Source organism: Pseudomonas citronellolis (genome assembly GCF_029335315.1).
GTDB classification, from domain to species: Bacteria; Pseudomonadota; Gammaproteobacteria; order Pseudomonadales; family Pseudomonadaceae; genus Pseudomonas; species Pseudomonas citronellolis_A.
Map to the genome: position 1 here is coordinate 1 of NZ_JARJLT010000323.1, position 26470 is coordinate 26470.

At 67.8% G+C, this 26470-nt stretch carries 21 protein-coding genes and 4 tRNA genes; 17 read left to right on the forward strand and 8 right to left on the reverse strand.

Translation table 11 applies throughout. The features are described 5' to 3' along the window. The first annotated feature begins 106 nt into the window (after positions 1-106). The 13 genes from aruF to P3W75_RS24135 all read left to right on the forward strand — a co-directional run bounded on the left by aruF (position 107) and on the right by P3W75_RS24135 (position 12454). On the forward strand, positions 107-1123 hold the full coding sequence (aruF, locus tag P3W75_RS24075) for an arginine/ornithine succinyltransferase subunit alpha (protein WP_276229832.1): 1017 nt from the start codon (positions 107-109) through the stop codon (positions 1121-1123). 18 nt (positions 1124-1141) lie between these two features. Continuing rightward, positions 1142-2164, forward strand: a complete 1023-nt coding sequence (gene astA / locus P3W75_RS24080) for an arginine N-succinyltransferase (RefSeq protein WP_276229833.1) — start codon at positions 1142-1144, stop codon at positions 2162-2164. Between the two features lie 28 nt (positions 2165-2192). Next, positions 2193-3656 carry a succinylglutamate-semialdehyde dehydrogenase gene (gene astD, locus P3W75_RS24085; protein ID WP_276229834.1) on the forward strand — a complete coding sequence of 488 codons (1464 nt, stop codon included), beginning with the start codon at positions 2193-2195 and terminating at the stop codon, positions 3654-3656. Beyond that, positions 3656-5002, forward strand: coding sequence for an N-succinylarginine dihydrolase (gene astB, locus P3W75_RS24090; RefSeq protein WP_276229835.1), 1347 nt, complete (start codon positions 3656-3658; stop codon positions 5000-5002). The genes astD and astB overlap by 1 nt, the downstream gene beginning before the upstream one ends. A 5-nt stretch (positions 5003-5007) precedes the next feature. Then, entirely contained in the window at positions 5008-5289 is a 282-nt protein-coding gene (locus P3W75_RS24095; RefSeq protein WP_276229836.1) for a GTPase, read from the forward strand. Between the two features lie 51 nt (positions 5290-5340). After that, positions 5341-6339 carry a succinylglutamate desuccinylase gene (gene astE, locus P3W75_RS24100; protein WP_276229837.1) on the forward strand — a complete coding sequence of 333 codons (999 nt, stop codon included), beginning with the start codon at positions 5341-5343 and terminating at the stop codon, positions 6337-6339. Between the two features lie 142 nt (positions 6340-6481). After that, positions 6482-7486: a low-specificity L-threonine aldolase gene (gene ltaE, locus P3W75_RS24105; protein ID WP_276229838.1), complete on the forward strand. Its 1005-nt coding sequence runs from the start codon at positions 6482-6484 to the stop codon at positions 7484-7486. A gap of 122 nt (positions 7487-7608) precedes the next feature. Then, a complete protein-coding gene (alaS, locus tag P3W75_RS24110) occupies positions 7609-10233 on the forward strand; it encodes an alanine--tRNA ligase (protein WP_276229839.1) in 2625 nt (874 codons plus the stop codon). Between the two features lie 100 nt (positions 10234-10333). Continuing rightward, on the forward strand, positions 10334-11569 hold the full coding sequence (locus tag P3W75_RS24115) for an aspartate kinase (protein WP_276229840.1): 1236 nt from the start codon (positions 10334-10336) through the stop codon (positions 11567-11569). Between the two features lie 185 nt (positions 11570-11754). Further along, positions 11755-11940 carry a carbon storage regulator CsrA gene (gene csrA / locus P3W75_RS24120; RefSeq protein ID WP_003085981.1) on the forward strand — a complete coding sequence of 62 codons (186 nt, stop codon included), beginning with the start codon at positions 11755-11757 and terminating at the stop codon, positions 11938-11940. A 61-nt stretch (positions 11941-12001) separates the two neighbouring features. Further along, positions 12002-12092 (forward strand) — tRNA-Ser (locus P3W75_RS24125). Between the two features lie 109 nt (positions 12093-12201). Beyond that, positions 12202-12278, forward strand: a tRNA-Arg gene (locus tag P3W75_RS24130). Positions 12279-12377: 99 nt separating this feature from the next. Next, positions 12378-12454: transfer RNA gene (locus P3W75_RS24135), tRNA-Arg, on the forward strand. A 74-nt stretch (positions 12455-12528) separates the two neighbouring features. Here P3W75_RS24135 and P3W75_RS24140 read toward each other — a convergent pair. Then, the gene (locus P3W75_RS24140; RefSeq protein WP_276229841.1) at positions 12529-13014 is read right to left on the reverse strand and encodes a hypothetical protein; all 486 of its coding nucleotides are present in this window, start codon (positions 13012-13014) and stop codon (positions 12529-12531) included. 321 nt (positions 13015-13335) lie between these two features. Here P3W75_RS24140 and mgtE point away from each other — a divergent pair, with 321 nt between their 5' ends. Further along, positions 13336-14778: a magnesium transporter gene (mgtE, locus tag P3W75_RS24145; RefSeq protein WP_276229842.1), complete on the forward strand. Its 1443-nt coding sequence runs from the start codon at positions 13336-13338 to the stop codon at positions 14776-14778. 116 nt (positions 14779-14894) lie between these two features. Here mgtE and amrZ read toward each other — a convergent pair whose 3' ends face one another. Further along, a complete protein-coding gene (gene amrZ, locus P3W75_RS24150) occupies positions 14895-15224 on the reverse strand; it encodes a transcriptional regulator AmrZ (RefSeq protein WP_009620783.1) in 330 nt (109 codons plus the stop codon). Between the two features lie 450 nt (positions 15225-15674). Between amrZ and phnN the strand changes: the two genes are divergently transcribed. Continuing rightward, positions 15675-16247 carry a phosphonate metabolism protein/1,5-bisphosphokinase (PRPP-forming) PhnN gene (gene phnN / locus P3W75_RS24155; RefSeq protein ID WP_276229843.1) on the forward strand — a complete coding sequence of 191 codons (573 nt, stop codon included), beginning with the start codon at positions 15675-15677 and terminating at the stop codon, positions 16245-16247. On the opposite strand, the gene P3W75_RS24160 is transcribed toward phnN, so the two are convergent. Next, the gene (locus P3W75_RS24160; RefSeq protein WP_276229844.1) at positions 16222-16710 is read right to left on the reverse strand and encodes a GNAT family N-acetyltransferase; all 489 of its coding nucleotides are present in this window, start codon (positions 16708-16710) and stop codon (positions 16222-16224) included. The genes phnN and P3W75_RS24160 overlap by 26 nt on opposite strands. A 105-nt stretch (positions 16711-16815) precedes the next feature. Between P3W75_RS24160 and P3W75_RS24165 the strand changes: the two genes are divergently transcribed. After that, a tRNA-Arg gene (locus tag P3W75_RS24165) sits at positions 16816-16890 on the forward strand. A 30-nt stretch (positions 16891-16920) separates the two neighbouring features. Here P3W75_RS24165 and P3W75_RS24170 read toward each other — a convergent pair. Genes P3W75_RS24170 through wecB form a run of 5 tightly spaced genes read right to left on the reverse strand, consistent with a single transcriptional unit; the run spans position 16921 to position 25359 of the window. Beyond that, positions 16921-17991 carry a GGDEF domain-containing protein gene (locus P3W75_RS24170; RefSeq protein ID WP_276229845.1) on the reverse strand — a complete coding sequence of 357 codons (1071 nt, stop codon included), beginning with the start codon at positions 17989-17991 and terminating at the stop codon, positions 16921-16923. Between the two features lie 30 nt (positions 17992-18021). Continuing rightward, a complete protein-coding gene (locus P3W75_RS24175; RefSeq protein WP_276229846.1) occupies positions 18022-18879 on the reverse strand; it encodes a DUF4434 family protein in 858 nt (285 codons plus the stop codon). Further along, complete coding sequence (locus tag P3W75_RS24180) at positions 18879-21995, reverse strand: NfrA family protein (RefSeq protein ID WP_276229850.1); 3117 nt, start codon at positions 21993-21995, stop codon at positions 18879-18881. The genes P3W75_RS24175 and P3W75_RS24180 overlap by 1 nt, the downstream gene beginning before the upstream one ends. A gap of 41 nt (positions 21996-22036) precedes the next feature. After that, positions 22037-24211, reverse strand: coding sequence for a cyclic di-3',5'-guanylate-activated glycosyltransferase NrfB (gene nrfB / locus P3W75_RS24185; RefSeq protein WP_276229847.1), 2175 nt, complete (start codon positions 24209-24211; stop codon positions 22037-22039). Next, positions 24208-25359: a non-hydrolyzing UDP-N-acetylglucosamine 2-epimerase gene (gene wecB / locus P3W75_RS24190; RefSeq protein ID WP_276229848.1), complete on the reverse strand. Its 1152-nt coding sequence runs from the start codon at positions 25357-25359 to the stop codon at positions 24208-24210. Before wecB ends, nrfB begins: the two co-directional genes overlap by 4 nt. Positions 25360-25594: 235 nt before the next feature. On the opposite strand from wecB, the gene P3W75_RS24195 reads away from it, so the two are divergent. Then, positions 25595-26461, forward strand: coding sequence for a LysR substrate-binding domain-containing protein (locus P3W75_RS24195; protein WP_276229849.1), 867 nt, complete (start codon positions 25595-25597; stop codon positions 26459-26461). Positions 26462-26470 lie beyond the last annotated feature (9 nt).

Consider the following 26470-nt stretch of genomic DNA (forward strand, 5'->3'; position numbering starts at 1 on the left):
GTCCGCCCGGCCGTTCTTCGCAGGCCCCGAATGCGTTGGCGCAGGACTTCCCCTGCGCGCGATGCGGGGCGGTTCATATGGTTTGTCTGGTTAGAGGAGTGACGCCATGCTGGTGATGCGCCCCGCCCAAGCGGCCGACCTGCAGCAGGTGCAGCGTCTCGCCGCGGACAGCCCGGTCGGCGTCACGTCGCTGCCGGACGACGCGGAAAGACTGAAGGAAAAGATCCTGGCCTCGGAGGCGTCGTTCGCCGCTGAAGTCAGCTACAACGGCGAGGAGAGCTATTTCTTCGTCATCGAGGACACGCAGACCGGGCAACTGGTCGGCTGCTCGGCCATCGTCGCCTCGGCCGGCTTCTCCGAGCCGTTCTACAGCTTCCGCAACGAGACCTTCGTGCACGCCTCGCGCGAGCTGAAGATCCACAACAAGATCCACGTCCTCTCGCTGTGCCACGACCTTACCGGCAACAGCCTGCTGACCAGCTTCTACGTCCAGCGCGAGCTGGTGAACACCCCCATCGCCGAACTCAACTCCCGCGGCCGCCTGCTGTTCATGGCCAGCCAGCCGGAGCGTTTCGCCGACGCGGTGGTCACCGAGATCGTCGGCTACAGCGACGACCAGGGCGAATCGCCGTTCTGGAACGCCGTGGGGCGCAACTTCTTCGACCTCAACTACAGCGAGGCCGAGAAGCTTTCCGGGCTGAAGAGCCGCACCTTCCTCGCCGAGCTGATGCCGCACTACCCGATCTACGTGCCGCTGCTGCCGGACGAGGCCCAGGAGGCCATGGGCCAGGTGCACCCGCGCGCGCAGATCACCTTCGACATCCTGATGCGCGAAGGCTTCGAGACCGACAACTACATCGACATCTTCGACGGCGGCCCGACCCTGCACGCGCGCGTCTCCGGCATCCGTTCGATCGCCCAGAGCCGCCTGGTGCCGGTGCGCATCGGCGAGGTGCCGAAGGCCACCCGCAGCTACCTGGTCACCAACGGCCTGCTGCAGGACTACCGCGCGGTGGTCGCCGAGCTGGACTGGGTGCCCGGCAAGCCGGTGACCCTCAGCGCCGAAACCGCCGAGGCCCTGGGCATCGGCGAAGGCGCCAGCGTCCGCCTGGTGGCGGTCTAACCCGTTCCTGGAGTGCATATGATCGTTCGTCCCGTCACCAGCGCCGACCTGCCGGCGCTCATCGAACTGGCGCGCAGCACCGGCACCGGGCTGACCACGCTGCCGGCCAACGAGAAACGCCTGGCGCACCGCGTCGGCTGGGCCGAGAAGGCCTTCCGCGGCGAAGCCGAGCGCGCCGACGCCGACTACCTTTTCGTCCTCGAGGACGACGCCGGCAAGGTCGTCGGCATCTCCGCCGTGGCCGGCGCCGTCGGCCTGCGCGAGCCCTGGTACAACTATCGCGTCGGCCTCACCGTCAGCGCCTCCCAGGAGCTGGGCATCCACCGCGAGATTCCCACGCTGTTCCTGGCCAACGACCTCACCGGGCAGTCCGAGCTGTGCTCGCTGTTCCTGCGTTCCGACGCGCGCAGCGGCCTCAACGGGCGCCTGCTGTCGAAGGCGCGCTTCCTGTTCATCGCCGAGTTCCGCGAGCTGTTCGGCGACAAGGTGATCGCCGAGATGCGCGGCATGTCCGACGCCGAAGGCCGCTCGCCGTTCTGGGAAAGCCTGGGCCGGCACTTCTTCAAGATGGAATTCAGCCAGGCGGACTACCTGACCGGGGTCGGCAACAAGGCCTTCATCGCCGAGCTGATGCCGAAATTCCCGCTCTACACCTGCTTCCTCTCGGAAGAGGCGCGCAACGTGATCGGCCGCGTGCACCCGGACACCGAGCCGGCGCTGGCCATGCTCAAGGGCGAGGGCTTCAGCTACCAGGGCTACGTCGACATCTTCGACGCAGGCCCGGCCATCGAGGCGCCGACCGAGAAAATCCGCGCCATCGCCGACAGCCAGGCCCTGGTGCTGGCCATCGGTACGCCCGGCGACGACGCCGAGCCCTACCTGATCCACAACCGCAAGCGCGAGGAATGCCGCATCACCGCGGCCCCCGCGCGGCTCGCCGCCGGGTCCCTGGTGGTCGACGCGCAGACCGCCAAGCGCCTGCGCCTGGCCGCCGGCGCCTCGGTGCGCGCGGTGCCGCTGTCCGCCGGAAAACGCAGCTGATCCCGTGCGGATCGGAGGAGAACAAGAGATGACTACCCACTACATCGCCGGCCACTGGCTGGCGGGCGAGGGCGAGGCCCTGGAATCCCTCGACCCGGTCAGCCAGGCCGTGGTCTGGAACGGCCATGGCGCCAGCGCCGGCCAGGTCGGCGCCGCCGTGGCCGCCGCCCGCGCCGCCTTCCCGGCCTGGGCGCGACGCCCGCTGGAAGAGCGCATCGGCGTGCTGGAAGCCTTCGCCGGCACCCTCAAGGCGCGCAGCGACGAGCTGGCGCGGGCCATCGGCGAGGAAACCGGCAAGCCGCTCTGGGAAGCCGTCACCGAAGTCACCAGCATGGTCAACAAGGTCGCCATCTCGGTCCAGGCGCACCGCGAGCGCACCGGCATCAAGAGCGGCCCGCTGGCCGACGCCACCGCGGTGCTGCGGCACAAGCCGCACGGCGTGGTCGCGGTGTTCGGCCCGTACAACTTCCCCGGCCACCTGCCCAACGGCCACATAGTGCCGGCGCTGCTGGCGGGCAACGCCGTGGTGTTCAAGCCCAGCGAGCTGACCCCCAAGGTCGCCGAGCTGACCGTGCGCGCCTGGAACGACGCCGGCCTGCCGGCGGGCGTGCTCAACCTGGTGCAGGGCGCCCGCGAAACCGGCATGGCGCTGGCCGCCAACCCGGACCTGGACGGCCTGTTCTTCACCGGCTCCAGCCGCACCGGCAACCTGCTGCACAGCCAGTTCGGCGGCCAGCCGCAGAAAATCCTGGCGCTGGAGATGGGCGGCAACAACCCGCTCATCGTCGACCAGGTGAAGGACGTCGACGCCGCCGTCTACACCATCATCCAGTCCGCTTTCATCTCCGCCGGCCAGCGCTGCACCTGCGCGCGGCGCCTGCTGGTGCCCGCAGGCCAATGGGGCGACGCCCTGCTGGCGCGCCTGGTGGCGGTGAGCGCGAGCATCAAGGTCGGTCGCTTCGACGAACAGCCGGCGCCGTTCATGGGCTCGGTGATCTCCCTGGGCGCCGCCGAGCACCTGCTCAAGGCCCAGGAACAGCTGCTGGCCAAGGGCGCCGTGGCGCTGCTGGCGATGTCCCAGCCGCTGGCCGGCGCGGCGCTGCTGACCCCGGGCATCCTCGACGTGACCGCCGTCGCCGAGCGCCCGGACGAAGAGTTCTTCGGCCCGCTGCTGCAGGTGATCCGCTACGCCGACTTCGACGAAGCCGTGCGCGAGGCCAACGCCACCCAGTACGGCCTGGCCGCCGGCCTGCTGTCCGATTCCCGCGAGCGCTTCGAGGGCTTCCTGCTCGACAGCCGCGCCGGCATCGTCAACTGGAACAAACAGCTGACCGGCGCCGCCAGCAGCGCGCCCTTCGGCGGCATCGGCGCCTCCGGCAACCACCGCCCGAGCGCCTACTACGCGGCCGACTACTGCGCCTACCCTGTGGCCTCCCTGGAAAGCGAAAGCCTCAGCCTGCCTGCAACCCTGACTCCGGGAGTGAGCCTGTGATGACCGCCCATGAGATGAACTTCGACGGTCTGGTCGGCCCGACGCACAACTATGGCGGCCTGTCCTACGGCAACGTCGCCTCGCAGAGCAACAGCCAGGTTGCCTCCAACCCGAAGGAGGCCGCCAAGCAGGGCCTGGCGAAGATGAAGGCGCTGATGGAAATGGGCTTCAAGCAGGGCGTGCTGGCCCCGCAGGAACGCCCGGCTGTCGCCTCGCTGCGCGAACTGGGCTTCGCCGGCAGCGACGCCGAGGTGATCGCCAAGGCCGCCAAGGAAGCCATGCCGCTGCTCGCCGCGGTCAGCTCGGCTTCCTGCATGTGGACGGCCAACGCCGCCACCGTCAGCCCCAGCGCCGACACCGCCGACGGCCGGGTGCACTTCACCGCCGCCAACCTGAACTGCAAGTTCCACCGTTCCATCGAGCACCCGGTCACCAGCCGCATCCTCGGCGCCATGTTCCGTGACGAGAAACACTTCGCCCACCACGCGGCGCTGCCGGCGGTGGCGCAGTTCGGCGACGAGGGCGCGGCCAACCACACGCGCTTCTGCAAGGCCTACGACGCCGCCGGCGTGGAGTTCTTCGTGTTCGGCCGCAGCGCCTTCGACAACCGCTTCCCGGCGCCGCAGCGCTACCCTGCGCGGCAGACCCTGGAAGCCTGCCAGGCGGTGGCCCGCCTGCACGGGCTGGGCGAGGAGGGCGTGGTCTACGCCCAGCAGAACCCGGCGGTGATCGACCAGGGCGTGTTCCACAACGACGTGATCTCGGTGGGCAACGGCGAGGTGCTGTTCTACCACCAGGACGCCTTCCTCGACACCGACCAGGTGCTGGCCGAGCTGGACGCCAAGCTCGCGCGCCGTGGCGGCCGCTTCCAGCCGGTGCGGGTGCCGGGCGACCAGGTGAGCGTGGAGGACGCGGTCCGCTCCTACCTGTTCAACAGCCAGCTGCTCAGCCGCGCCGACGGTTCCATGCTGCTGATCGTTCCCGAGGAATGCCGGCAGAACGAGCGCGTCTGGAACTACCTGTCGCGCCTGACCGCCGAGGGCGGGCCGATCCGCGAGGTGAAGGTCTTCGATCTCAAGCAGAGCATGCAGAACGGCGGCGGGCCGGCCTGCCTGCGCCTGCGCGTGGCGCTCAACGAGGCCGAGCTGGCCGCGGTGAACCCTGGCGTGGTGATGACCCCGGCGCTGTACGACACCCTGGTGGCCTGGGTCGACAAGCACTACCGCGACCGCCTGTCCGAGGCCGACCTGGCCGACCCGCAATTGCTGCTGGAATGCCGGACGGCATTGGATGAACTGAGCCAGATCCTTAAACTGGGCTCCGTCTACCCCTTCCAGATGAGTTGAACGCCATGACCACCGATAGCCTGCCGCTGATCCTCGAAGACGCCACCGGCGCTCGCCGCGAGACCCACAGCGCCCGCCTCGCCATCCGCCTGGAGGGCCGCGAGCTGTGGCTGGAGGCCGACGGCAAGGGCGGCCTGCTGATCTACGCCGAGTCCTTCGAGGAAGACACCGAGGTGCCGCTGCTGGTGGTTCGTCCGCAGGCGGTGAACCAGCTCAGCCTGAGCCTGGAGCTGGAAGCCGCCGAAGTTCACGATCATGGTCCAGACTGTGGATGTGACCATCACTGAAACCAGGGGCCGTCGCCCGTCAGGGGCGGCGGCCGCCAGGGAGACCCGCGCATGCTAGCACTGGGCAAGCTGCTCGACCTGACCCTCGTCGGCCGCGAACCGACCGAAAAGATCCAGCTCACCGCCGACGGCACGCGCCTGCACTGGCTGGCCACCGGCGCCCTCGAAGTCACCCCGGCCAGCGGCCAGGACAATGGCCTCGACCTGCTGCTCTCCGCCGGCATCCACGGCAACGAGACGGCGCCCATCGAATTGCTCGACCGTCTCATCCAGCGCATCGCCCGTGGCCAGCTCAAGCCGGCCTCGCGCCTGCTGTTCCTGTTCGGCAACCCGGAAGCCATGCGCCGTGGCGAGCGCTACCTGGAGCAGGACATCAACCGCCTGTTCTGTGGCCGCCACGAAGACGGCAGCGGCAGCGAAGCGCTGCGCGCCTCGGAGCTGGAGCGCCTGGCCGCGGCCTTCTTCGCCCGCGACGGTCGCCAGCGCCTGCACTACGACCTGCACACGGCGATCCGAGGCTCGAAGATCGAACAGTTCGCGCTCTACCCCTGGAGCGAGGGCCGCGAGCACTCCCGCGCGGAACTGGCGCGCCTGCGCAGCGCCGGTATCGACGCGGTGCTGCTGCAGAACAAGACCGGCATCACCTTCAGCTCCTACACCTATAGCCGCCTGGGCGCCGAGGCCTTCACCCTGGAACTGGGCAAGGCGCGGCCGTTCGGGCAGAACCAGGCGGTCAACCTGGATCGCCTGGAGGCGTTGCTGGAAACCCTGATCGGCGGTGCCGAGGCGGCGAACCCGGACGCCGGGCTGGACGGCCTGCAGCTGTTCGCGGTGTCCCGCGAGGTGATCAAGCACAGCGACCACTTCCGCCTGCACCTGGATGACGCGGTGGACAACTTCACCGAGCTCAAGCACGGCTACCTGCTCGCCGAGGACATCGGCGGCACCCGCTGGATCGTGGAAGAGAAGGGCGCGCGCATCATCTTCCCCAATCCCCGGGTGAGGAACGGCCTGCGCGCCGGCATTCTGGTGGTGCCCACCGAGCTCTGATCCCGGCGCCCGCTCCTGCCCCTGCAGGAGTGGGCCACGCTCGCAAATCGCGCGCATGGCGCGCTCCTGCCGGAGCTCACCTTGTCGCTCCCCCTGGAAGCGCATAGCATCGGGCTCTTTCCCGCTTTCCAGGAGCCCCGCCATGCCCGTCATCGACCTTCGCAGCGACACCGTCACCCAGCCCAGCGCCGGCATGCGCGAGGCCATGGCGCGGGCCGAGCTGGGCGACGATGTGTACGGCGAAGACCCCACCGTCAACCGCCTGGAGGCCAGCCTGGCCGAGCGCCTGGGCTTCGCCGCCGGGCTCTTCGTGCCCACCGGCACCATGAGCAACCTGCTCGGGCTGATGGCCCACTGCGGCCGTGGCGACGAGTACATCGTCGGCCAGCAGGCGCACACCTACAAATACGAGGGGGGCGGCGCCGCCGTGCTGGGCTCGATCCAGCCGCAACCGATCGACGGCGAGGCCGATGGCTCGCTGGACCTGGGCAAGGTCGAGGCGGCCATCAAGCAGGACGACTTCCACTTCGCCCGCACCCGCCTGCTGGCGCTGGAAAACACCATGCAGGGCAAGGTGCTGCCGCAGGCCTACCTGGCCGCCGCCCGCGAACTGACCCGCCGCCGAGGCCTGGGCCTGCACCTGGACGGCGCGCGCCTGTACAACGCGGCGGTGAAGCTGGGCGTGGACGCCGGCGAGATCACCCGCCACTTCGATTCCGTCTCGGTGTGCCTGTCCAAGGGCCTGGGCGCGCCGGTGGGCTCGGTGCTGTGCGGCAGCGCCGAGCTGATCGGCACGGCCCGTCGCCTGCGCAAGATGGTCGGCGGCGGCATGCGCCAGGCCGGCGGCCTCGCGGCGGCCGGGCTGTACGCCCTGGACCACCAGGTCGAGCGGCTGGCCGAGGACCACGCCAACGCCGAGGCCCTGGGCCGCGGCCTGGCGGAGCTGGGCTATGCCGTGGAGCCGGTGCAGACCAACATGGTCTACGTCGCCGCCGGCGAGCACGCCGAAGCCCTGCGCGACTTCCTCGCCGAACGCGGCATCCGCGTCAGCGCCGCCGCGCGCCTGCGCCTGGTCACCCACCTGGACGTCAAGACGGCGGATATCCCCTCGATTCTCGAGGCTTTTGCCGCCTTTCGTCGTAACTGAAGGCAAATTGCCGTGCGATAGGCGTTAACTATCGCGCAAAGACACTACAACCTTGATCAAGGGCCGATATAATGCGGCCCTTTGCCGGCGATTCGTGGCCGCATTTTTCCGTGGAAGAACCTATGAAAAGCGCTGAAATCCGTGAAGCCTTCCTCCGCTTCTTCGAAGAGAAGGGGCACACCCGCGTAGCGTCGAGTTCGCTGATTCCGGCGAACGACCCGACCCTGCTGTTCACCAACGCCGGGATGAACCAGTTCAAGGACTGCTTCCTGGGCCTGGAGAAACGCGCCTACACCCGCGCCACCACCAGCCAGAAATGCGTCCGCGCCGGCGGCAAGCACAACGACCTGGAAAACGTCGGCTACACCGCGCGCCACCACACCTTCTTCGAAATGCTGGGCAACTTCAGCTTCGGCGACTATTTCAAGCGCGACGCCATCACCTACGCCTGGGAATTCCTGACCTCCGACAAGTGGCTGAACCTGCCCAAGGAGAAGCTCTGGGTCACCGTCTACGCCAGCGATGACGAGGCCTACGACATCTGGACCCAGGAAGTCGGCGTACCCGCCGAGCGCATGGTCCGCATCGGCGACAACAAGGGTGCGCCCTACGCCTCCGACAACTTCTGGGCGATGGGCGACACCGGCCCCTGCGGCCCCTGCACCGAGATCTTCTTCGACCACGGCGCCGACATCTGGGGCGGCCCGCCCGGCTCGCCGGACGAAGACGGCGACCGCTACATCGAGATCTGGAACAACGTGTTCATGCAGTTCAACCGCACCGCGGACGGCGTCATGCACCCGCTGCCGGCGCCGAGCGTGGACACCGGCATGGGCCTGGAGCGCATCAGCGCGGTCCTGCAGCACGTCCACTCGAACTACGAGATCGACCTGTTCCAGAGCCTGCTCAAGGCGTCCGCCGAAGCCATCGGCTGCGCCAACGACGACGCGCCGTCGCTGAAAGTGGTGGCCGACCACATCCGTTCCTGCAGCTTCCTGATCGCCGACGGCGTGCTGCCGTCGAACGAAGGCCGCGGCTACGTGCTGCGCCGCATCATCCGTCGCGCCTGCCGCCACGGCAACAAGCTGGGCGCCAAGGGCAGCTTCTTCCACAAGATCGTAGCGGCGCTGGCCGGCGAGATGGGCGAAGCCTTCCCCGAGCTGAAGCGACAGCAGGCGCACATCGAGCGCGTGCTCAAGACCGAGGAAGAGCAGTTCGCCAAGACCCTGGAGCAGGGCCTGAAGATCCTCGAGCAGGACCTCTCCGAGCTCAAGGGCAGCGTCATCCCCGGCAACGTGGTGTTCAAGCTGTACGACACCTACGGCTTCCCGGTCGACCTGACCAACGACATCGCCCGCGAGCGCAGCCTGACCCTCGACGAGGAAGGCTTCGAGCGCGAGATGGAGGCCCAGCGCGAGCGCGCCCGCTCCGCCAGCGCCTTCGGCATGGACTACAACAGCCTGGTGAAAGTCGACGGCGACACCCGCTTCCTGGGCTACCAGGGCGTGTCCGGCGCCGGCCAGATCATCGCGCTGTTCAAGGACGGCAAGGCCGTCGAGAAACTCAATGAAGGCGAGGAGGGCGTGGTCGTCCTCGACCAGACTCCGTTCTACGCCGAATCCGGCGGCCAGGTCGGCGACTGCGGCACCCTGTCCGGCGCCGGCGTGCGCTACGACGTGCGCGACACCACCAAGGCCGGCGGCGCCCACCTGCACCACGGCATCGTCGCCCAGGGCAGCCTGAGCGTCGGCGCCGCGGTCAAGGCCGAGGTCGACGCCTCGGTGCGCCAGGCCACCGCGCTGAACCACTCGGCCACCCACCTGCTGCACGCCGCGCTGCGCCAGGTGCTGGGCGACCACGTCCAGCAGAAGGGCTCGCTGGTCGACAGCCAGCGCCTGCGCTTCGACTTCAGCCACTTCGAGGCGATCAAGCCCGAGCAGCTGAAGCAGCTGGAAGACATCGTCAACCGCGAAATCCGCGCCAACAGCGAGGTCGAGACCGAAGAGACCGACATCGAGACCGCCAAGGCCAAGGGCGCCATGGCGCTGTTCGGCGAGAAGTACGGCGACCAGGTGCGCGTGCTGAGCATGGGCGGCGATTTCTCCGTCGAGCTGTGCGGCGGCACCCACGTGTCCCGCACCGGCGACATCGGCCTGTTCAAGATCACCAGCGAAGGCGGCGTGGCCTCCGGCGTGCGCCGTATCGAAGCGGTGACCGGCGCGGCCGCGCTGGCCTACCTGAACGGCGCCGAAGAGCAGCTCAAGGAAGCCGCCGGCCTGGTCAAGGGCAGCCGCGACAACCTGCTGGACAAGCTGTCCGGCCTGCTCGAACGCAACCGCCAGCTGGAAAAGGAACTGGAGCAGCTCAAGGCCAAGGCCGCCAGCGCCGCCGGTGACGACCTGGCCGGCTCCGCCGTGGACGTGGCCGGGGTGAAAGTCCTCGCCGCGCGTCTCGACGGCCTGGACGGCAAGGCGCTGCTGGCGCTGGTCGACCAGTTGAAGAACAAGCTCGGCAGCGGCGTGATCCTGCTCGGCGGCGTGTTCGAAGAGAAGGTCGTGCTGGTCGCCGGGGTCACCCAGGACCTGTCGGCCAAGCTCAAGGCCGGCGACCTGATGAAACAGGCGGCGGCGGCCGTGGGCGGCAAGGGCGGCGGTCGCCCGGACATGGCCCAGGGCGGCGGCACCGACGCCGGCAAGCTGGACGAGGCGCTGGCGCTGGCCGCGAGCTTCGTCGAACAGGGCCGGTAAACACAGCAGAGACGGGGCCCGCAGCGCGTCCGGCGGGCCTTGGCAACAGACAGTGATGTCTGTCTAATGGGCGCCCTTCAGGAATCAGGCGGCTTTTGAAATGGCTTTGATCGTACAGAAGTTTGGAGGGACCTCCGTCGGCACCGTCGAGCGAATCGAACAGGTGGCCGAGAAGGTGAAGAAATTCCGCGAGGCGGGTGACGATATCGTGGTGGTGGTTTCCGCCATGAGCGGCGAGACCAATCGCCTGATCGGCCTGGCCAAGCAGATCATGGACCAGCCGGTTCCGCGCGAACTGGACGTCATGGTCTCCACCGGCGAGCAGGTGACCATCGCCCTGCTCAGCATGGCCCTGATCAAGCGCGGTGTGCCGGCGGTGTCCTACACCGGCAACCAGGTACGCATCCTGACCGACAGCGCGCACACCAAGGCGCGTATCCTGAGCATCGACGACGCCAACATCCGCGCCGACCTCAAGGCCGGCCGCGTGGTCGTGGTCGCCGGCTTCCAGGGCGTGGACGAGCACGGCAACATCACCACCCTCGGCCGCGGCGGCTCCGACACCACCGGCGTGGCCCTGGCCGCGGCGCTGAAGGCCGACGAGTGCCAGATCTACACCGACGTCGATGGCGTCTACACCACCGATCCGCGCGTAGTGCCGCACGCCCGCCGACTGGACAAGATCACCTTCGAGGAAATGCTGGAAATGGCCAGCCTCGGCTCCAAGGTGCTGCAGATCCGCTCGGTGGAGTTCGCCGGCAAATACAATGTCCCGCTGCGCGTGCTGCACAGCTTCCAGGAGGGTCCGGGCACCCTCATTACCCTTGATGAAGAGGAATCCATGGAACAGCCGATCATCTCCGGCATCGCCTTCAACCGCGACGAAGCCAAGCTGACCATCCGTGGCGTACCGGATACCCCCGGCGTGGCCTTCAAGATCCTCGGGCCGATCAGCGCCGCGAACATCGAAGTCGACATGATCGTGCAGAACGTCTCGCACGATAACACCACCGACTTCACCTTCACCGTGCACCGCAACGACTACCTGGCGGCGCTGGAGATCCTCAAGCAGACCGCCGCCAACATCGGCGCGCGCGAAGCCACCGGCGACACCAACATCGCCAAGGTCTCCATCGTCGGCGTCGGCATGCGTTCCCACGCCGGTGTCGCCAGCCGCATGTTCGAAGCGCTGGCCAAGGAGACCATCAACATCCAGATGATCTCCACCTCGGAAATCAAGGTTTCCGTGGTCATCGAAGAGAAATACCTGGAGCTCGCGGTGCGCGCCCTGCACACCGCTTTCGAGCTGGACGCCCCGGCCCGTCAGGGCGAGTAAGGGCGGGATATGCAAAAGGCGCGGCTTACCCCGCGCCTTTTGTCGTTTTTGATCGGTGCCTAGGAACTTTCATTCCCAGCGGACTGGTCAATACTTGGGTGAAGGAGCACACACTTGATATTTCGTGGCTCTGCCGCCATTTCTTTTTTGCAGACTGCTTATCCGAAACACGAAAGGAGAAAGGAATGCTGATTCTGACTCGCCGGGTCGGAGAGACCCTGATGGTTGGTGATGACGTCACCGTGACTGTGCTGGGCGTCAAAGGAAATCAGGTGCGTATTGGTGTGAATGCGCCGAAGGAAGTCGCTGTCCACCGCGAAGAGATCTACCAGCGGATTCAGAAAGAGAAAGACCAAGAACCAAACCATTAATTTTTCTAAAAAAATTCCTTTGCAAACGGGGAAAACATGGATATCATGCGCCCCGTGTTGCGGAGAGGTGGCCGAGTGGCCGAAGGCGCTCCCCTGCTAAGGGAGTACACCTCAAAAGGGTGTCGGGGGTTCGAATCCCCCCCTCTCCGCCATTTGCACGCTCTGGTGTGAATGACGAGTCAGGTAGCTAAGCTACTGAAAAGATTGAAAAATCTGGTTGACGAGTCGGAAAGTTCAGACTAGAATTTGCGCCCTGTCAGCGCACTCATAGCTCAGCTGGATAGAGTACTCGGCTACGAACCGAGCGGTCGGAGGTTCGAATCCTCCTGAGTGCGCCATTACACCGACGGTACGCGAAAGCGGACGTCAGTAGCGGCGAAGGCCAAGGCCCAAGCGCTGCACCAGATGGTGGATCTGGCTAAACTGCACCAACCAGCGCACTCATAGCTCAGCTGGATAGAGTACTCGGCTACGAACCGAGCGGTCGGAGGTTCGAATCCTCCTGAGTGCGCCATCTACCGAAAGGGCCTGCAGAAATGCAGGCCCTTTTTCTTTGCCCGCGATTTTTCCGGACGCGCCGGGGCGCGCTCAGCGGCGCTTGCGCGGGGTCTTTGCGTCCACGCAGCCGAACTCGTCGAAGGTCACGCTGCGCTTGCCCTGGCCGGGGCGGGCGTCGTAGTGGTAGCGCAGGCGCGCGTCCTGCTGGCTGATGCGGTCGGGCCGGCCGAAGGCGCTCTCGACGTCGGCGCGGGTCATGCCCTTGCGGATGCGTTTCTGGATGATCGCGGTGCGCCGCTCGGTGTCGCCGAGCAGGTTGCCACAGCCATCCTGGCGTTCGCCGACCACCACGACCGCGCTGCGTCGCTGGCCCGCCTGTGGCCGGGCCAGCGGTATCGGTTTGCCGCTGCCGGGTGTCGGGTTGTGCGCGCGAACGCGGCTCTCGTGTTCGCCCTCGTGGCAGCCGTGCTGGCGGAAGCTCAGCTGGCCGTCGGCGTCCTCGCAGCGAAACAGTGAGGCGGCCTGGCCGTCGAAGGCCGTCAGGGTCAGCAGCAGGGGTAGGGTGGCCAAGCGCATTTCCGGTCCTCCGTGACGGGGTCCGTGCAGGCTACTGTGCCCGTGCGCTGGAAAATTCCGGGTGTCTCGAAAGGCTTTTCCCGCGTCTTCGATCCTGAATGAACCAGCCCTGAGAATTGTGGCGCAAGCGATTGTTCTGGCCGCGATTTTGTAACGCGGAAGCGCTGCCGGAGTGTTATCATTTCCCCTATCTGCCCGAAATGGGCGCGTGGGCACACCACCATGGACTTACCCAGTAGTTACTCAGAACCCCGATTGCCTGAACACGACCTGATGTACTGACCCTCCGTGCGCGCTCCGCCGCTGGGGGTGGAGCGTGCTATGACCGAAGTAGAAGCCAAGAAGCCGCAGGAAAGCCTGCAGGATCGCCTGAACCAGGTGGTCGAGCTGCTGAACAAGCACAAGCTGGTCGAAGACCTGGCGCATCGCCAGGAAGGCCAGCACCAGGACCTCGTCGAGAACCTGGTACACCGGCAGAATCTCGCCGAGCTCCAGCGCAAGCTGGACGACCTGCACCCCGCCGACATCGCCCACATCCTCGAGTCCCTGCCGCTGGGTGACCGCCTGACGGTCTGGCAGCTGGTCAAGGCCGAGCGCGACGGCGACATCCTCCTCGAAGTTTCCGACGCCGTCCGCGAGACGCTGATCGCCGACATGGACGATCACGAGATCCTCGCCGCGGCCAAGGAAATGGACGCCGACGAACTCGCCGACCTCGCCCCGGAACTGCCGCGCGACGTCGTCCACGAGCTGATGGAAACCCTCGATGCGCAGCAGCGCGAGCGCGTGCGCTCGGCGTTGTCCTACGAGGAAGACGAAGTCGGCGCGCTGATGGACTTCGAGATGGTCACCATCCGCGACGACGTCAGCCTGGAAGTGGTGCTGCGCTACCTGCGTCGTCTGAAAGAGCTGCCGGGACACACCGACAAGCTGTTCGTGGTCGACTACGACGGCCTGCTCAAGGGCGTGCTGCCGATCAAGCGCCTGCTGGTCAACGACCCGGACAAGCAGGTGGCCGAGGTCATGGCCACCGACCCGGTGACCTTCCAGCCCGACGAGGACGGCTACGACGCCGCCCAGGCGTTCGAACGCTACGACCTGATTTCCGCCCCGGTGGTGGACAAGAACGGCAAGCTGATCGGCCGCCTGACCATCGACGAGATGGTCGACCTCATCCGTGAGGAAAGCGAGACCGAAGTGCTGAACATGGCCGGTCTGCGCGAGGAGGAAGACATCTTCGCCTCGGTGTGGAAATCGGTGCGCAACCGCTGGACCTGGCTGGCCACCAACCTCATCACCGCCTTCGTCGCCTCGCGGGTGATCGGCCTGTTCGAAGGCTCGATCGAGAAGCTGGTGGCGCTGGCCGCGCTGATGCCCATCGTCGCCGGCATCGGCGGCAACTCCGGCAACCAGACCATCACCATGATCGTCCGCGCCATGGCGCTGGACCAGATCCAGACCAGCAACGCCACCCGCCTGCTGCGCAAGGAGCTGGGCGTGGCGCTGGTCAACGGCCTGGTCTGGGGCGGGGTGATCGGTATCGTGGCCTTCTACCTGTACGGCAACTGGGAGCTGGGCGTGGTGATGACCGCGGCCATGACCCTCAACCTACTGCTGGCGGCCCTGGCCGGGGTGATGATCCCCATGACCCTGCTGCGCCTGGGGCGCGACCCGGCGATGGGCTCCAGCGTGATGATCACCGCCATGACCGACAGCGGCGGCTTCTTCATCTTCCTCGGCCTCGCCACGCTGTTCCTCATGTAGGTTCGGCGCGCCGACGAGAAACCGCCTGCGGGCGGTTTTCGCGTTTCTGGGGGCCGGGATTCTTCCAGGCATGAAAAAGCCGGCGCGGGGCCGGCTGTTTCGGTACGAGGCGAGGCTCAGGCGTTGCTGGCCATTTCCGCGTCGTGGGCGATCAGTGCGATCAGCGCGTTCTGCTGGCGGTGGGTCAGCTGGCGGAAGCGTTGCAGCAGCTCGCGCTCGTGCAGACTCAGTTCCGGGCTGTCCAGGCGGATGCCGAGGTTGTCCTGCAGGGCACCCTCTTGCAGCAGGCTCTGCTCCAGGCGGGCGATGATCTCCGAGTTCATGCTGCGGTGGTGGTTGCGGGCGACCTCGGCGATACGCTCGCGCATGCCCTCGGGCAGACGGACGACGAACTTGTCAGCGGTACGGCTGGAGTAGGAAGGGGTTGCCTGTTTCAATGGGCGCATACATTAAACCTGTAAGTCAGGGAGACGGTGCCAAATAGGGTCTGTGTTCGAGTCCCTTTGACAGCGGAATCCGTTGGCCGTTCAGCGCAAGGGCAGTAACTGGCTGGCCCGTCCAATTACTTGACGTCAATTCTGCGTCATATTCTGCGTTGCATGGAGGCTAATTGCCAGCACCAATCGTCCGAAATGCGAGGGCATCTGCATAACTTCACTTTCGATGGGTGTGACGCTTCGGGACACCTTCTTCAGATTAGTCCATGCCCGGTGTCGCAGCTGCCATTGCGCCACTATCCGACAAGCAGCATGGGCAAAGGTTCACCGGCGCGGATGATGTCATAGCTGGATCGTTTCTGCAGAGACGGTTCCGGCATCTTTCCCACTTTCGTACAGCCAAAGGGCGGGTATCATACGCAGCGTCCGTGCCCTGGGAGGCCCGGGGCAGAGACGAACATGACCGGCAAGTTGATCTATCTGATGGGCCCCTCGGGTTCCGGCAAGGACAGTCTGTTGCAGGCGGCCGCCGCGCCGCTGGCCGAACGCGGCGGGCACGTCGTCCGGCGGGTGATCACCCGTTCCGCCGAGGCGCGTGGCGAGGACGCCGAGGCGGTGAGCGTGGAGGCCTTCGAGGCCCTGGAGCGCGACGGTGCCTTCGCCATGAGCTGGCGCGCCAACGGGCTGTGCTACGGCATTCCGAAGCAGATCGACGCCTGGCTGGAACGGGGCGAGGTGGTGCTGGTCAACGGCTCGCGCGGCTACCTGGCCGAGGCCCGGCGGCGTTACCCGGGCCTGCAGGCGGTGCTCCTGCAGGTCGCCCCGCAGGTCCTGCGCCAGCGCCTGGTGGCGCGCGGCCGGGAAACGGCGGAGGAGATCGAGGCGCGCCTGGCGCGCAACGCCGCCTTCGCCGATGGCCTGGAAGGGCCGCTGCAGGTCCTCGACAACTCCGCCAGCCTCGACCTCAGCGTGCGCGGCCTGCTGGCCCTGCTCGCGGCCGACGACGTCAGTCCAGCGGCAACGCCAGGCTGACCCCGTGGGCGGCGAAGCCCAGGGCGGCGTAGAAGCGGTGTGCCGCCTCGCGGTCCTGGTGGCTGGATAACGCCAATTTGTAACAACCCCATTCACGGGCCCGTTGCGCGGCCCTGCCGACCAGCGCCTGGCCGATGCCCTGGCCGCGCGCGCGGCTGTCCACCAGCATGTCTTCGAGGATCGCCGAGCGGGCGAAGCCGTGGGCCAGGTGTTCGATCAGGTTGAGGGTGCAGGTACCGAGCAGGCGGCCGTCGCGTTCGGCCACCAGCACCACGCGACTGGCGTCCGGCGCTTCCAGGCGCAGGGCGAGCAGGGCGACGTCGGGCGCAGGTTCCGCCGGGTCGAGTTGCTGCAGCAGCGGCGCCAGGGCCTGGGCGTCGGCGCGGGTGGCGACGCGCACCTCGAAGGTGGCGAACGGCGAGTCGGGAATCAGCGTGTGGACGTTATGCAGTGGTTCGACCATGCGGGCCTCCGGTGACGTCGCGAATTCGGCGCGGCGGCATGACAAATGCGCCGACGCTGGTTAACATGCCGACCCGGTCCCGGCGCCAGCCGCGGGCCCAGGCGTGTCCCCATAGTTCAAGGGATAGAATAAGCCCCTCCTAAGGGCTAGATACTGGTTCGAATCCAGTTGGGGACGCCATCCCTCCCGTTTCGCCCCCTCTCTCTTTCCTCAGGCCGCGTACGTGAAGCGGTTCTTGCCGTTGTGCTTGGACTCGTACAGCGCCTTGTCGGCCTTGATCAGCGCCTGGCTGAGGGTGCCGTCGCGGTCGATCAGGGCCAGCCCGATGCTTATCGTCACCGGCGGCTCGCAGGGGCTGTCATGCACCTGCCGGCACAGTTCCGCGACGGATTGCTCGGCCTCCAGGCGCGACAACCCTTGCAGGAAAATGCCGAATTCCTCGCCGCCCAGGCGGGCGAACTGGTGCGTGGCCATGACCCGGGCGATTTGCTTGGCGACGTGCTTGAGCACTTCGTCGCCGATGTCGTGGCCGAAACGGTCGTTGACCTTCTTGAAGTCGTCGATGTCGATCATCGCCAGGTACCGGCGTTGCTCGCCGGGTTCCTGCATCAGGCGTTCGACGCTGGTCATGAAGGCGCGGCGGTTGGGGATTTCGGTCAGGGCATCGACGTAGGCCTGCTCCAGCAGCAGCGTGGCCATGACGTAATTGGTCTGCTTGGCCAGCAGGTTGTGCCGGTAGCTGTAGCAGGTCAGGCCGGTGAAGAACAGCCAGTAGCTGATCAGCAGGGTCAGGCGGAACGGCCCCACCGGCGCCGGATTGGTCATGGGTGACAGCAGCACCCAGACCAGCGCCACCACGCCGACGAACGACCAGGTGCGCAGCGGCATCAGCGAGGCGCAGTAGAGCATCGCCGAGGCGGTGAGGGTCAGCCAGACCGGCTGCAGGATCACCGGCAGGCCGGCGATGATCAGGCGCAGGCCGAGCACGTAGATGAACACGAAGCTCAGGTTGAGCCACTGGAACCGGTTGGCCTGGCGCACCACCTGGAGCGCGGCGAGGTGGCCGTAGAGCAGCAGCAGGAACAGCACCGACAGCGGGGTGAAGCCCTGGCCGCCCTGGAAGCTCACGATCAGGTCGAAGAGGAACCAGATGCCGCTGCTGATGGCATACACCAGCAGGCAGAACTGGTGCTGGTGTTCATAGTCGTTCTGCTGGAATTCGCGCTGCAACGCCGGAGTGATCGGGTGTTGCAGGGCCTGGCGTTCGACGGCTTTGAGCATGGCGCTGGGGCGAGTGTCCTTGGGCTGGGTTCAGGGGGCCGGCGCGGCGGGCGTGCGCAGAATGCCGGCCCATGGGCGATAGCGTAGCTCGAACACCGCCAGCGCGTGGCAGCCGGGCGCCGCCTGGAGGGCGGCCGGTTCGGCGCGGAACGGCTGGCCGGGGGCGCTGGTCTGGCGGAAGGCTTCCTGGACGATGCCGACGGCGCAGGGCAGGGCGCCGGCGTAGGCCTGGCGCGCCAGCGGCGACAGCGCGGCGGTGCCGCTGCCGTCCTGCCACCAGACCTGGATGCCCAGCCCCGTGAGGTCCTGCAGCCAGGCGGCGTAGACCGCCGGCGCCAGCTTGCCGGCGCTGAACGCGCTCAGTTGCAGGGGCGCGTCGAGCTGGCCGGCGAAGTCCTTGAGCTGGCGTCGCAGGGTCTGCCGGCGACCTTCGTCGAGGAAGTGCAGGTCGTCCAGCTCCAGCGGCAGGTACCAGCCGGCCACCGGTAGTTTCCAGTCGCGCCGGAGGAGGCGCTGCTGGGTCAGCGAGCGGCCCAGTTGGTATTGCCAGTAGGTTTCCAGGCCGGGGCCGTCGAGTTCTTCCAGGCGCCGGTAGTAGGCCGGGTCCATGTACAGGCCGACGATCAACCGCAGGCCGGCGTCGTGGGCTTGTTGCAAGCTGCGTTCGAGCCAGCCGCCGGGGCCACCGAAGGTGTCGCTGCCGTAGGCGCTCCACTGCACGATCAGGGTGCGCACGCCCTGAGCGGCGCTGGCTTGCCAGATCTGCCGCCATTGCGCCTGGTCGAGCGCGGCGTCGGCGTTGAGCGGCTGGTAGAACAGCCGTTCCTCGGCCTGCGCCGGCAGTGCCAGGGCGGCGAGCAGGGCGATGAGATAAAGGCAGTGGCGCATCAGAAGTTCACCTCCAGGCCGACCAGCCAGCCGTTGGCCTGCTCGTACAGGTTGCCGGCCAGGCCCCACTGGAACTCGGTGCGCACGGTGACGTGGGCGCGGTAGGCGTTGTAGCGGTCCTCGCCGTACCAGTACTGCCAGCGCAGGCCGACGCCGCTGCGCAGGTCCTGGCGCCAGTCGTTGTCCGGGTCCTGTGCGGAGAACTCGCCGAAGCCATAGGGCATCAGGGTCTGCGGCGACTGCGTGGGCAGCTTCCAGGCGTGCCCCTGCTGGTAGCGCGAGACCCACTGGTGGTCGCCGGCGTGGGTCCACCAGGCGGCGTCGAGGTAGAGGAAGCGTTCGTCCCAGTCGTCCTCGTCGACGCGCCAGTCGTTGCGGTATTCGCCCTGGTCGAGGAAGGACGCGGTGGCGCGCAGGAGGAAGTCGGTGCTGGTCTGGCCGTACTTGTCGCGGCGGCGCATGTAGCGCTCGAACTTCTCCGGGGTGCCGATGTGGTGCAGGCGCTCGCCGGGGTAGGCGTCGTCGGGATCGTCGGCGGGGATGGTGTTCTGTTTGTACAGCTCGCCGTAGAGGTTCAGGTTGTACGCGCCGAACGGCTTGTAGCGCAGGCCGAGGCCGGTGGCGATGAACTGCGCGTAGCGCTTGCGGCCCTCGTTGCCGGTCAGCGCGCGGCCGTAGACCGACAGGGTGCTGCCGTTGCGCGTCGGCTCCTCGCCCAGGGCGTGGTCCCAGATGAAGGTCTGCACGTTCTGCGCCTTGGCGCGGCGGCTCTGGCCCTTGCTGGCGCCGGTGTCGGGATTGAAGATCGGCACCGTGGTGATGCCGGCCGGCGACCAGGTGCTGGCCAGGGTCAGGTTGTCGCGCTGGGACAGCGTCTGGTGCGCGCGGCGCTGGCGGAAGCGCCGCGCCTCCATGCTGCCCTGGTCGTCGTCGGCGGCCACCGGCTGCTGCTCCAGGTCGATCACCCGGCGCAGCTCGGCGCGCGCGGCGGCGCTGTCCTCGGCCTCGTCGTAGCGCCAGGCGAGGGTTTCGCCCAGGCGGTAGTCCTCCGGGTAGTCGCGGGTGGCGCGCTGCAGGTAGGGGATGGCCTGGCGGCGCTCCTGCGGGGTGTCCGCGCTGGCCAGGCGCATGCCGTAGTCGGCGCGGTAGCGCGGGTTGTCCGGGGCGCGGCGGACCGCTTCGGCGAGCCAGGCGGTGCTCTGCGCGCGGTCGCCGGCGCGTTGCGCGGTGCCGGCGGCGGCGTAGAAGTGCCCGGCGTCGGGCTGGTGCTGCAGGGCCTGGCGCTGGCGGGCCAGGGCTTCCTGCGGGGCATTGCGCGCGCCGGCGATGCTGGCACCCAGGGCCCAGTCGTCGGCGCCGCGCCGGCGCGCCTGCTGCCAGTAACGTTCGGCGCTGGCGAGGTCCTGTACGGCGAGGGCGTCGCGGGCGGCGGTCAGCCGTGCGGCGTCGTCCAGCTGCGCGTCCGGCACGCTGCGCCAGATGCGCAGGGCGCCGGCGGGGTCGCCGGCGGCATCGAGGGCGTAGGCCAGCGGCAGGCGCGCGCCCTGGTCGCCGCGGGCCAGCGCCGTCTGGTAGTAGACCACCGCGCTGCCCGGCTGGCCGGGCATGGCGCAGCGGCCCAGGGCGCGCAGCTCGCCGGTGGACGTGGGGTTGGCGCCGACCTGGCGCTGGACCAGGTCGCAGTGGCCGCTTTCCGCCAGGCGCGCGATCAGCTGGCCGCGCTCCTCGGCGGACAGGGCAGCGAGCAGGCGCTTGGCGCGCGCCAGGTCCAGGCGCGCGCCGGGGCGGCTTTCCAGGTCGGCCAGGCGCTTCAGCAGCGGCGCCGGCATGCGCGCGCCATAGCGGTCGAAGGCCTGTTCGAGGAGTTGCCGGGCATGCTCTTCGTCGCCGCTGTCGAGCGTCAGGTAACTGGCCTGGTCGAGGGAGGCGAAGCTGCCGGTCTGGCGGTAGTGGTTTTCCCACAGCCGCGCCGCTTCGCTACGGCGGCCGGCGGCCTGCAGCAGTTCGGCGCGCTGGCGCAGCACGTTCGGCGTCTGCGGCTGGCGGGCGAGATAGGCCAGCGCCTCGCGGTTGCGGCCCTCGGTGCGGAGGGTGTCGACGAGGATTTCCCGGCGCTTGGCGTCCCACGGCTCGGGCAGTGTCGTCGTGCCCAGCAGGTCGACCGCGCCCAGGCGCTGGGCCAGCACCAGCCAGGCCTGCGGGGAGTCTTCCGGGCGGCATTGCCGCAGCTGTTGCAAGGCCGCCTGGCGGTCGTGGCCGGAGAGCCAGTCGACGGTTTCCAGGCAGGGCCGCCGCAGGTCGTTGCTCAGGCGTTGGACCTGCGCCGCGTCGTTGCTCTGCCGCGCCAGTTCCAGCAATTGCTCGCGCTGTTCCGGGCTGGCCTGGTCGGCGTCCGGCAGCCAGCGCTGGGCCAGTTGCTGGTTGCCGACGGCGATGGCGCGCTGGGCCATGGCTTGGCGCGCGCGGCGAGCGGCCTCAGGGGAGGGCGCGGACTTCAGCAGTGCTTCCAGGGGCGCCTCGTCCAGGCGCTGGGCGTAGGCGTTGGCCAGGCGCTGCCAGTCCTCGCCGCCGAGCTGGCCGTTGGCGGCCAGGGGCGCCAGTTGGTCGATGGTGGTGGTCCAGTCGCGCAGTTGCTCGGCCCAGTTCGCCCGCGCTTCGCGCAGCACCTTGCCGTCGCCGTTGGGCGACAGCGTGTCCAGCCAGTCCAGCGCCTGCTTCGGGCCCTGGCGCTTGCCCAGGCTGAGGCTATAGGCCTGCCACAGGCGCACGCGGTCGTTGCCCTGGCTGTGCGCCAGCCAGGCGCCGATGACCTCGGGAGCGGGCGGGTCCTGTTCGATCCAGGCCAGGCGCAGTTCCATCAGCGCCTGGCGTTCGTCGTCGCCGCCGGCCTTGGCCACGCTCTCGGCGTCGGCGTAGCGGCGCTGCTTGGCCAGGGCCTCGACCAGCAGGGTGCGCGCTTCCTGGTTGTTCGGCACCGAGCCGAGCAGGTGGCGCATCAGCCGTTCCACTTCCGGCCAGTTGTCCTTGCCGGCCTCGCGGTAGGCGCGGTCCATGTAGGGGTAGCTGCGGAATTTCTGGAAGTCGCTCAGCGGTTGTGCGGCCAGCGGCGCGGCCATGGCCAGCAGGAGGGCGCCGCACAGGGCGCCGCGTTGCAGATTCACACGACCTCCTTGGCCAGCAGGTAGGCGGCGTGCTGCTCCTCGGCCTGCTGGCGCAGGGCGTCGTCGAGCACCCGCTGGTCGATCATGCCGCGCTGCAGCAGGTGCTGGCCGAGGGACTGGCGTTCCGGGTCGAAGTCGATCAGCGCCTGGTTGAGCAGCGCCGAGGGGAGGATGCCGCGCACCTGGAGCATGTCGCCGAAGAGCACCTGGCGCTTGCAGATGTTCTCCATCAGTCGCTCGTCGTCCTGGTGCTGTTCCAGCACGTGCAGCACGGTGCGGGTTTCTTCGCTCAGGCGCTCGCCGCCATACCAGTAGCGCAGGCCCAGGGTGACCCGGCCCTGGGGCGCCAGGCGCCAGCTCACCGGGCGGCCGAGCTGGCGGCCGATGGCGCCGAGGGACACCTGGCTGACCTGGCGCTCGCTGGCCAGCACCAGGCTCTTGCCGTCGTCCTCCACCGGCAGCACGGCGTAGCGCAGCGCCAGGCGGCGGGGGAAGTCGCGCAGCAGCCGGGCGTCGAGCTTGAAGGGGTTGAGCGGGGCCCAGGGCTCGTCGAGCTGCTCGGCCAGCGCCTGGACCAGTTGCTGGCTGTCGATCAGCCCGCGCAGCAGCAGCTCGCGGCCGAGGCGGCGGCGTACCGGGTTGGTCGCGGCGGCCTCGATCTGTTCCTGGGTCACCAGCCCCTCGGCCACCAGGCGGCCGCCCAGGGCGCTGCGCTGGGGGCTGGCCAGCGCCGGGAACTCGTGGGTGGTCTTGTCCCAGGCCACGCGCCGCGAATCGCCCATCTCCAGCACCTGGCGCAGGGCGCGCAGGTTGGCGAAGAAGTTGACGAAGTTGCTCCACATCATCCGTGGCGCCGACAGCAGGCCCTCGCCGATGCCGTAGTAGCGGGTGACGAACCAGCCGCGCTGGAACAGGCGGTTGAGCAGCATCAGGCCGTTGAGCCAGAGCAGGCCGCTGAGCAGCGCGCTGTCGGCCAGCAGCGAGGGGAAGTGCCAGGCGTTGGGCGCCAGCAGGGTGATCAGCCACATGCCGAGCAGCACCAGGAACAGCAGGTTGACCAGGAAGCTGAGCAGGTAGGCGATCATTCCCCGGCGGTCGCGCCAGAGGAAGTAGTTGAGCATCGCCTTGCTGCTCCAGCCGAGGTTGCGCGTGCCCTGGAAGACGATGCCGGTGATCCACCGCGACTTCTGCCGGATGGCGTGCTGCAGGTCGCGCGGGAAGTGCTCGCGCACGCAGATCACCTGGGCGAAGCGGCGGTTCATGCCGAAGCTGAAGTGGCGCTCCAGGGCCAGTTTCGGGTCGTCCACCGAGAAGCGCGCGAAGATGCATTTCATGCCCTTGCGCTTGAGGCGGAAGCCGATGTCGTAGTCCTCGGTGAGGCTCTGCACGTCGAAGGCGATGCCGTCGCCGTCCTCCAGCAGCGCGGCGATGGCGCGGCGGCTGAAGCAGGTGCCGACGCCGGCGCTGGGCACCTGGCCGGTCAGCGCCTCGCGGACGATGACGTCCTTGCCGTGGTTCTCGGCGAACTCGTCGACATAGTGCCCGGCGGTGAAGCCCTTCCATTCCGGGGCGAAGGGGTAGACCGGGATCTGGATCAGGTCCTTGCTCGGCAGCAGGTAGTTGAACAGGCGCAGCTCCAGCGGCGAGATGACGTCCTCGGCGTCATGCAGGATGAAGCCGGCGAACTCCACCCGGGCGTCGGCCTCGAAGCGCAGGATGGCGTCGATGATGTTGTTCAGGCAGTCGGCCTTGCTGGTCGGCCCGGGGCGCGCGCAGACCACCTTGTGGACGTTGGGGAAGTGCAGGCAGACGGCGTCGACGTCGTTCTGCGTGTCCGGGTCGTTGGGGTAGGTGCCGACGAATATCTGGTAGTTCTCGTAGTCCAGGGTGGAGGCCGCCAGGCGCGCCATCTCGCCGACCACGCCGACCTCGTTCCAGGCCGGCACCATGATCGCCAGGGGTTTCTCCTTGGCGGCGTACAGGCGTTCCTCGTCGGCGCGCTCGAAGCGGCTGTAGATGCGCAGCTGGCGGATCAGCCGGCGGCCCCAGTAGACGAGGTCGATGAACAGGTCGTCCAGGCCCAGCAGGAACATCAGCAGGGCCAGGAGGATCGCCAGGAGCTTCAGGGCATAGAGGACGTAAGTCAGTACATCGACCAGCAGCAGGCTCATCGGTCCTCACTCGAATTGCGTTGCGCGAACCAGGCGAGCAGCCGCGCGCCGATGCGTTCGCTGGCGTGGCCGTCGCCGAAGGGGGTGAATACGCGGCTCATGCGCGCGTAGGTCTCGGCGTCGTCGAGCAGGGTGCTGGTTTCCTCGACGATACGCCGTGGGTTGGTGCCCACCAGCAGCACGGTGCCGCCTTCGAGCACCGACGGCCGCTCGGTGACCTTGCGCAGCACCAGCAGTGGCTTGCCCAGCGCCGGCGCTTCTTCCTGGATGCCGCCGGAGTCGGTGAGGATCAGGTAGGCGCGGTCCATCAGCCAGACGAAATGCTGGTAGTCCTGGGGCGCGATCAGGTGCACGTTGGGCTTGTCCGAAAGCAGCCCGTAGACCGCCTGCTGCACCTGCGGGTTGAGGTGTACCGGGTAGACGAACTGCACGTCCGGGTAACGCCGGGCCAGTTCGGCGATGGCTTCGCAGATGTGCTGGAAGCCCAGGCCGAAGTTCTCGCGGCGGTGCCCGGTGATGAGGATCAGCCGCTTGCCGGGGTCCAGCGCCGCCAGCGGCGAATCGGGCGCCGGTTGCCAGGCGCTGGCGCGGAGGTGGTCGCGCATCCACAGCAGGGCGTCGATCACGGTGTTGCCGGTGACTTCGATCTGGTCGATGGAGACGCCTTCGCGCAGCAGGTTGTCGCGGGCTTTTTTCGTCGGCGGGAAGTGCAGGTCGGCGATCACCCCGGTGAGGTGCCGGTTGGCTTCTTCCGGCCAGGGCTGCTGCAGGTTGCCGGTGCGCAGGCCGGCCTCGACATGGCCGATGGGAATCTTCCGCTGGAAGGCGGCTAGGGCGGCGATGAAGCTGGTGGTGGTGTCGCCGTGGACCAGCACCAGCTCCGGCTGCAGGCGCTCGTAGGCGGCGTCGAGCTTGCCCAGCAGTTGCTGGGCGAGGCCGTTGAGGGTCTGGTTCTGGGTCATCACGTCGAGGTCTTCGTCGACGCTCAGTTCGAAGGAGCTCAGGACTTGCTGTAGCATTTCCCGATGCTGGCCGCTGGAGCAGATGTGCAGTTGCAGCTCCGGCAGGGCGCGCAGCGCGCGCGCCAGCGGGGCCATCTTGATGGCTTCCGGGCGGGTGCCGAAGACCATCATCACCTTGTGGCTCATGTCGAACTCCTCGCGGCAGGTCCGTCGCCGCACCTCTGGTATCGCTGTATGAATTATCTGACGGCAATGAAAGTCCCCGATGCCGGGGCTGTCCAGCCGGATTCCCCGGCTCGCTGATTCAGGTCAGCTTTGTTGACCTTTTAGCGCTGCCGGCGATGCGTGGTAAGTGATTGAATTCAAAGGATTGGCGCCAGAGGCTTGGCGTCATGCGGGATTTTCAGGAGCAGCCCGAGCAATGTTGAGCGCCGAACTCAAGGCCTTCTATATGGTCGCCCGCCTGGGCAGCATCACCCAGGCGGCGAAGAAGCTCGGCCTCAGCCAGCCGACGGTCACCACGCAGATCCGCAACCTCGAAGGGCAGTACGCGGTGGAGCTGTTCTACCGTGGCGGCCGCCGCCTGACCCTGACCGACGAGGGCGCGCGCCTGCTGCCGATGGCCCAGGCGTTGCTGCAGCAGGAGGCCGACATCGAGTTCTTCCTGCGCAACTGTGGGCAGATGCACGGCAGCCTGCGCATCGGCGCCACCTCTCCGTATTACGTGCTGGGCCTGATCAAGGCCTTCCGCGAGCGCTACCCGCAGATCGAGGTGTCGGTGGAGATCGGCAACTCTCAGCAGGTGCTGGAGGCGCTCTACGAATGCCGGGTGGACCTCGCCGCCTCGTCGCAGCCGGTGGATGACGCCCGATTGACCCACCTGGTGCTCGGCCGCGACCCGCTGGTGCTCGCGGTGCACCGCAGCCACCCGCTGGCGGCGCAGCGCGCGGTGGCCCTGGGCGAGCTGCGCAGCCACTGCCTGCTGATGCGCGAGCCGGGCTCGACCACTCGCGAGCTGACCGAGAAGATGCTGCGTGAGTCGGGCGTGACGCCGGCCTCGATGCTGGAGATCGGCAGTCGCGAGTCGATCCGCGAGGCGGTGATCCGCAACCTCGGGGTGAGCATCATCGCCCGCCAGGAAGTGCCGGATAACCCCGAGCTGCGCGTGCTGGAACTGCAGGGCGCGCCGCTGATCGACGAATACCTGTTCTGCCTCAAGGATCGTCGCCAGGCGCGCCTGACCAGCGCCTTCCTCAACCTGGCGCGGGAAACCGCGCCCGTCGCATAGAAATTGCCC

Excerpts from the sequence above, each read along its gene's own strand:
- phnN (WP_276229843.1), top strand. The coding sequence starts at position 15,675 with ATGACCGGCAAGTTGATCTATCTGATGGGCCCCTCGGGTTCCGGCAAG.
- astE (WP_276229837.1), top strand. The coding sequence starts at position 5,341 with ATGCTAGCACTGGGCAAGCTGCTCGACCTGACCCTCGTCGGCCGCGAA.
- nrfB (WP_276229847.1), bottom strand. The coding sequence starts at position 24,211 with ATGAGCCTGCTGCTGGTCGATGTACTGACTTACGTCCTCTATGCCCTG.
- P3W75_RS24180 (WP_276229850.1), bottom strand. The coding sequence starts at position 21,995 with ATGGCCGCGCCGCTGGCCGCACAACCGCTGAGCGACTTCCAGAAATTC.
- P3W75_RS24095 (WP_276229836.1), top strand. The coding sequence starts at position 5,008 with ATGACCACCGATAGCCTGCCGCTGATCCTCGAAGACGCCACCGGCGCT.
- wecB (WP_276229848.1), bottom strand. The coding sequence starts at position 25,359 with ATGAGCCACAAGGTGATGATGGTCTTCGGCACCCGCCCGGAAGCCATC.
- amrZ (WP_009620783.1), bottom strand. The coding sequence starts at position 15,224 with ATGCGCCCATTGAAACAGGCAACCCCTTCCTACTCCAGCCGTACCGCT.
- astD (WP_276229834.1), top strand. The coding sequence starts at position 2,193 with ATGACTACCCACTACATCGCCGGCCACTGGCTGGCGGGCGAGGGCGAG.
- alaS (WP_276229839.1), top strand. The coding sequence starts at position 7,609 with ATGAAAAGCGCTGAAATCCGTGAAGCCTTCCTCCGCTTCTTCGAAGAG.
- csrA (WP_003085981.1), top strand. The coding sequence starts at position 11,755 with ATGCTGATTCTGACTCGCCGGGTCGGAGAGACCCTGATGGTTGGTGAT.
- P3W75_RS24115 (WP_276229840.1), top strand. The coding sequence starts at position 10,334 with ATGGCTTTGATCGTACAGAAGTTTGGAGGGACCTCCGTCGGCACCGTC.
- P3W75_RS24195 (WP_276229849.1), top strand. The coding sequence starts at position 25,595 with ATGTTGAGCGCCGAACTCAAGGCCTTCTATATGGTCGCCCGCCTGGGC.
- ltaE (WP_276229838.1), top strand. The coding sequence starts at position 6,482 with ATGCCCGTCATCGACCTTCGCAGCGACACCGTCACCCAGCCCAGCGCC.
- astB (WP_276229835.1), top strand. The coding sequence starts at position 3,656 with ATGACCGCCCATGAGATGAACTTCGACGGTCTGGTCGGCCCGACGCAC.
- mgtE (WP_276229842.1), top strand. The coding sequence starts at position 13,336 with ATGACCGAAGTAGAAGCCAAGAAGCCGCAGGAAAGCCTGCAGGATCGC.
- P3W75_RS24170 (WP_276229845.1), bottom strand. The coding sequence starts at position 17,991 with ATGCTCAAAGCCGTCGAACGCCAGGCCCTGCAACACCCGATCACTCCG.
- aruF (WP_276229832.1), top strand. The coding sequence starts at position 107 with ATGCTGGTGATGCGCCCCGCCCAAGCGGCCGACCTGCAGCAGGTGCAG.
- P3W75_RS24140 (WP_276229841.1), bottom strand. The coding sequence starts at position 13,014 with ATGCGCTTGGCCACCCTACCCCTGCTGCTGACCCTGACGGCCTTCGAC.
- astA (WP_276229833.1), top strand. The coding sequence starts at position 1,142 with ATGATCGTTCGTCCCGTCACCAGCGCCGACCTGCCGGCGCTCATCGAA.
- P3W75_RS24175 (WP_276229846.1), bottom strand. The coding sequence starts at position 18,879 with ATGCGCCACTGCCTTTATCTCATCGCCCTGCTCGCCGCCCTGGCACTG.
- P3W75_RS24160 (WP_276229844.1), bottom strand. The coding sequence starts at position 16,710 with ATGGTCGAACCACTGCATAACGTCCACACGCTGATTCCCGACTCGCCG.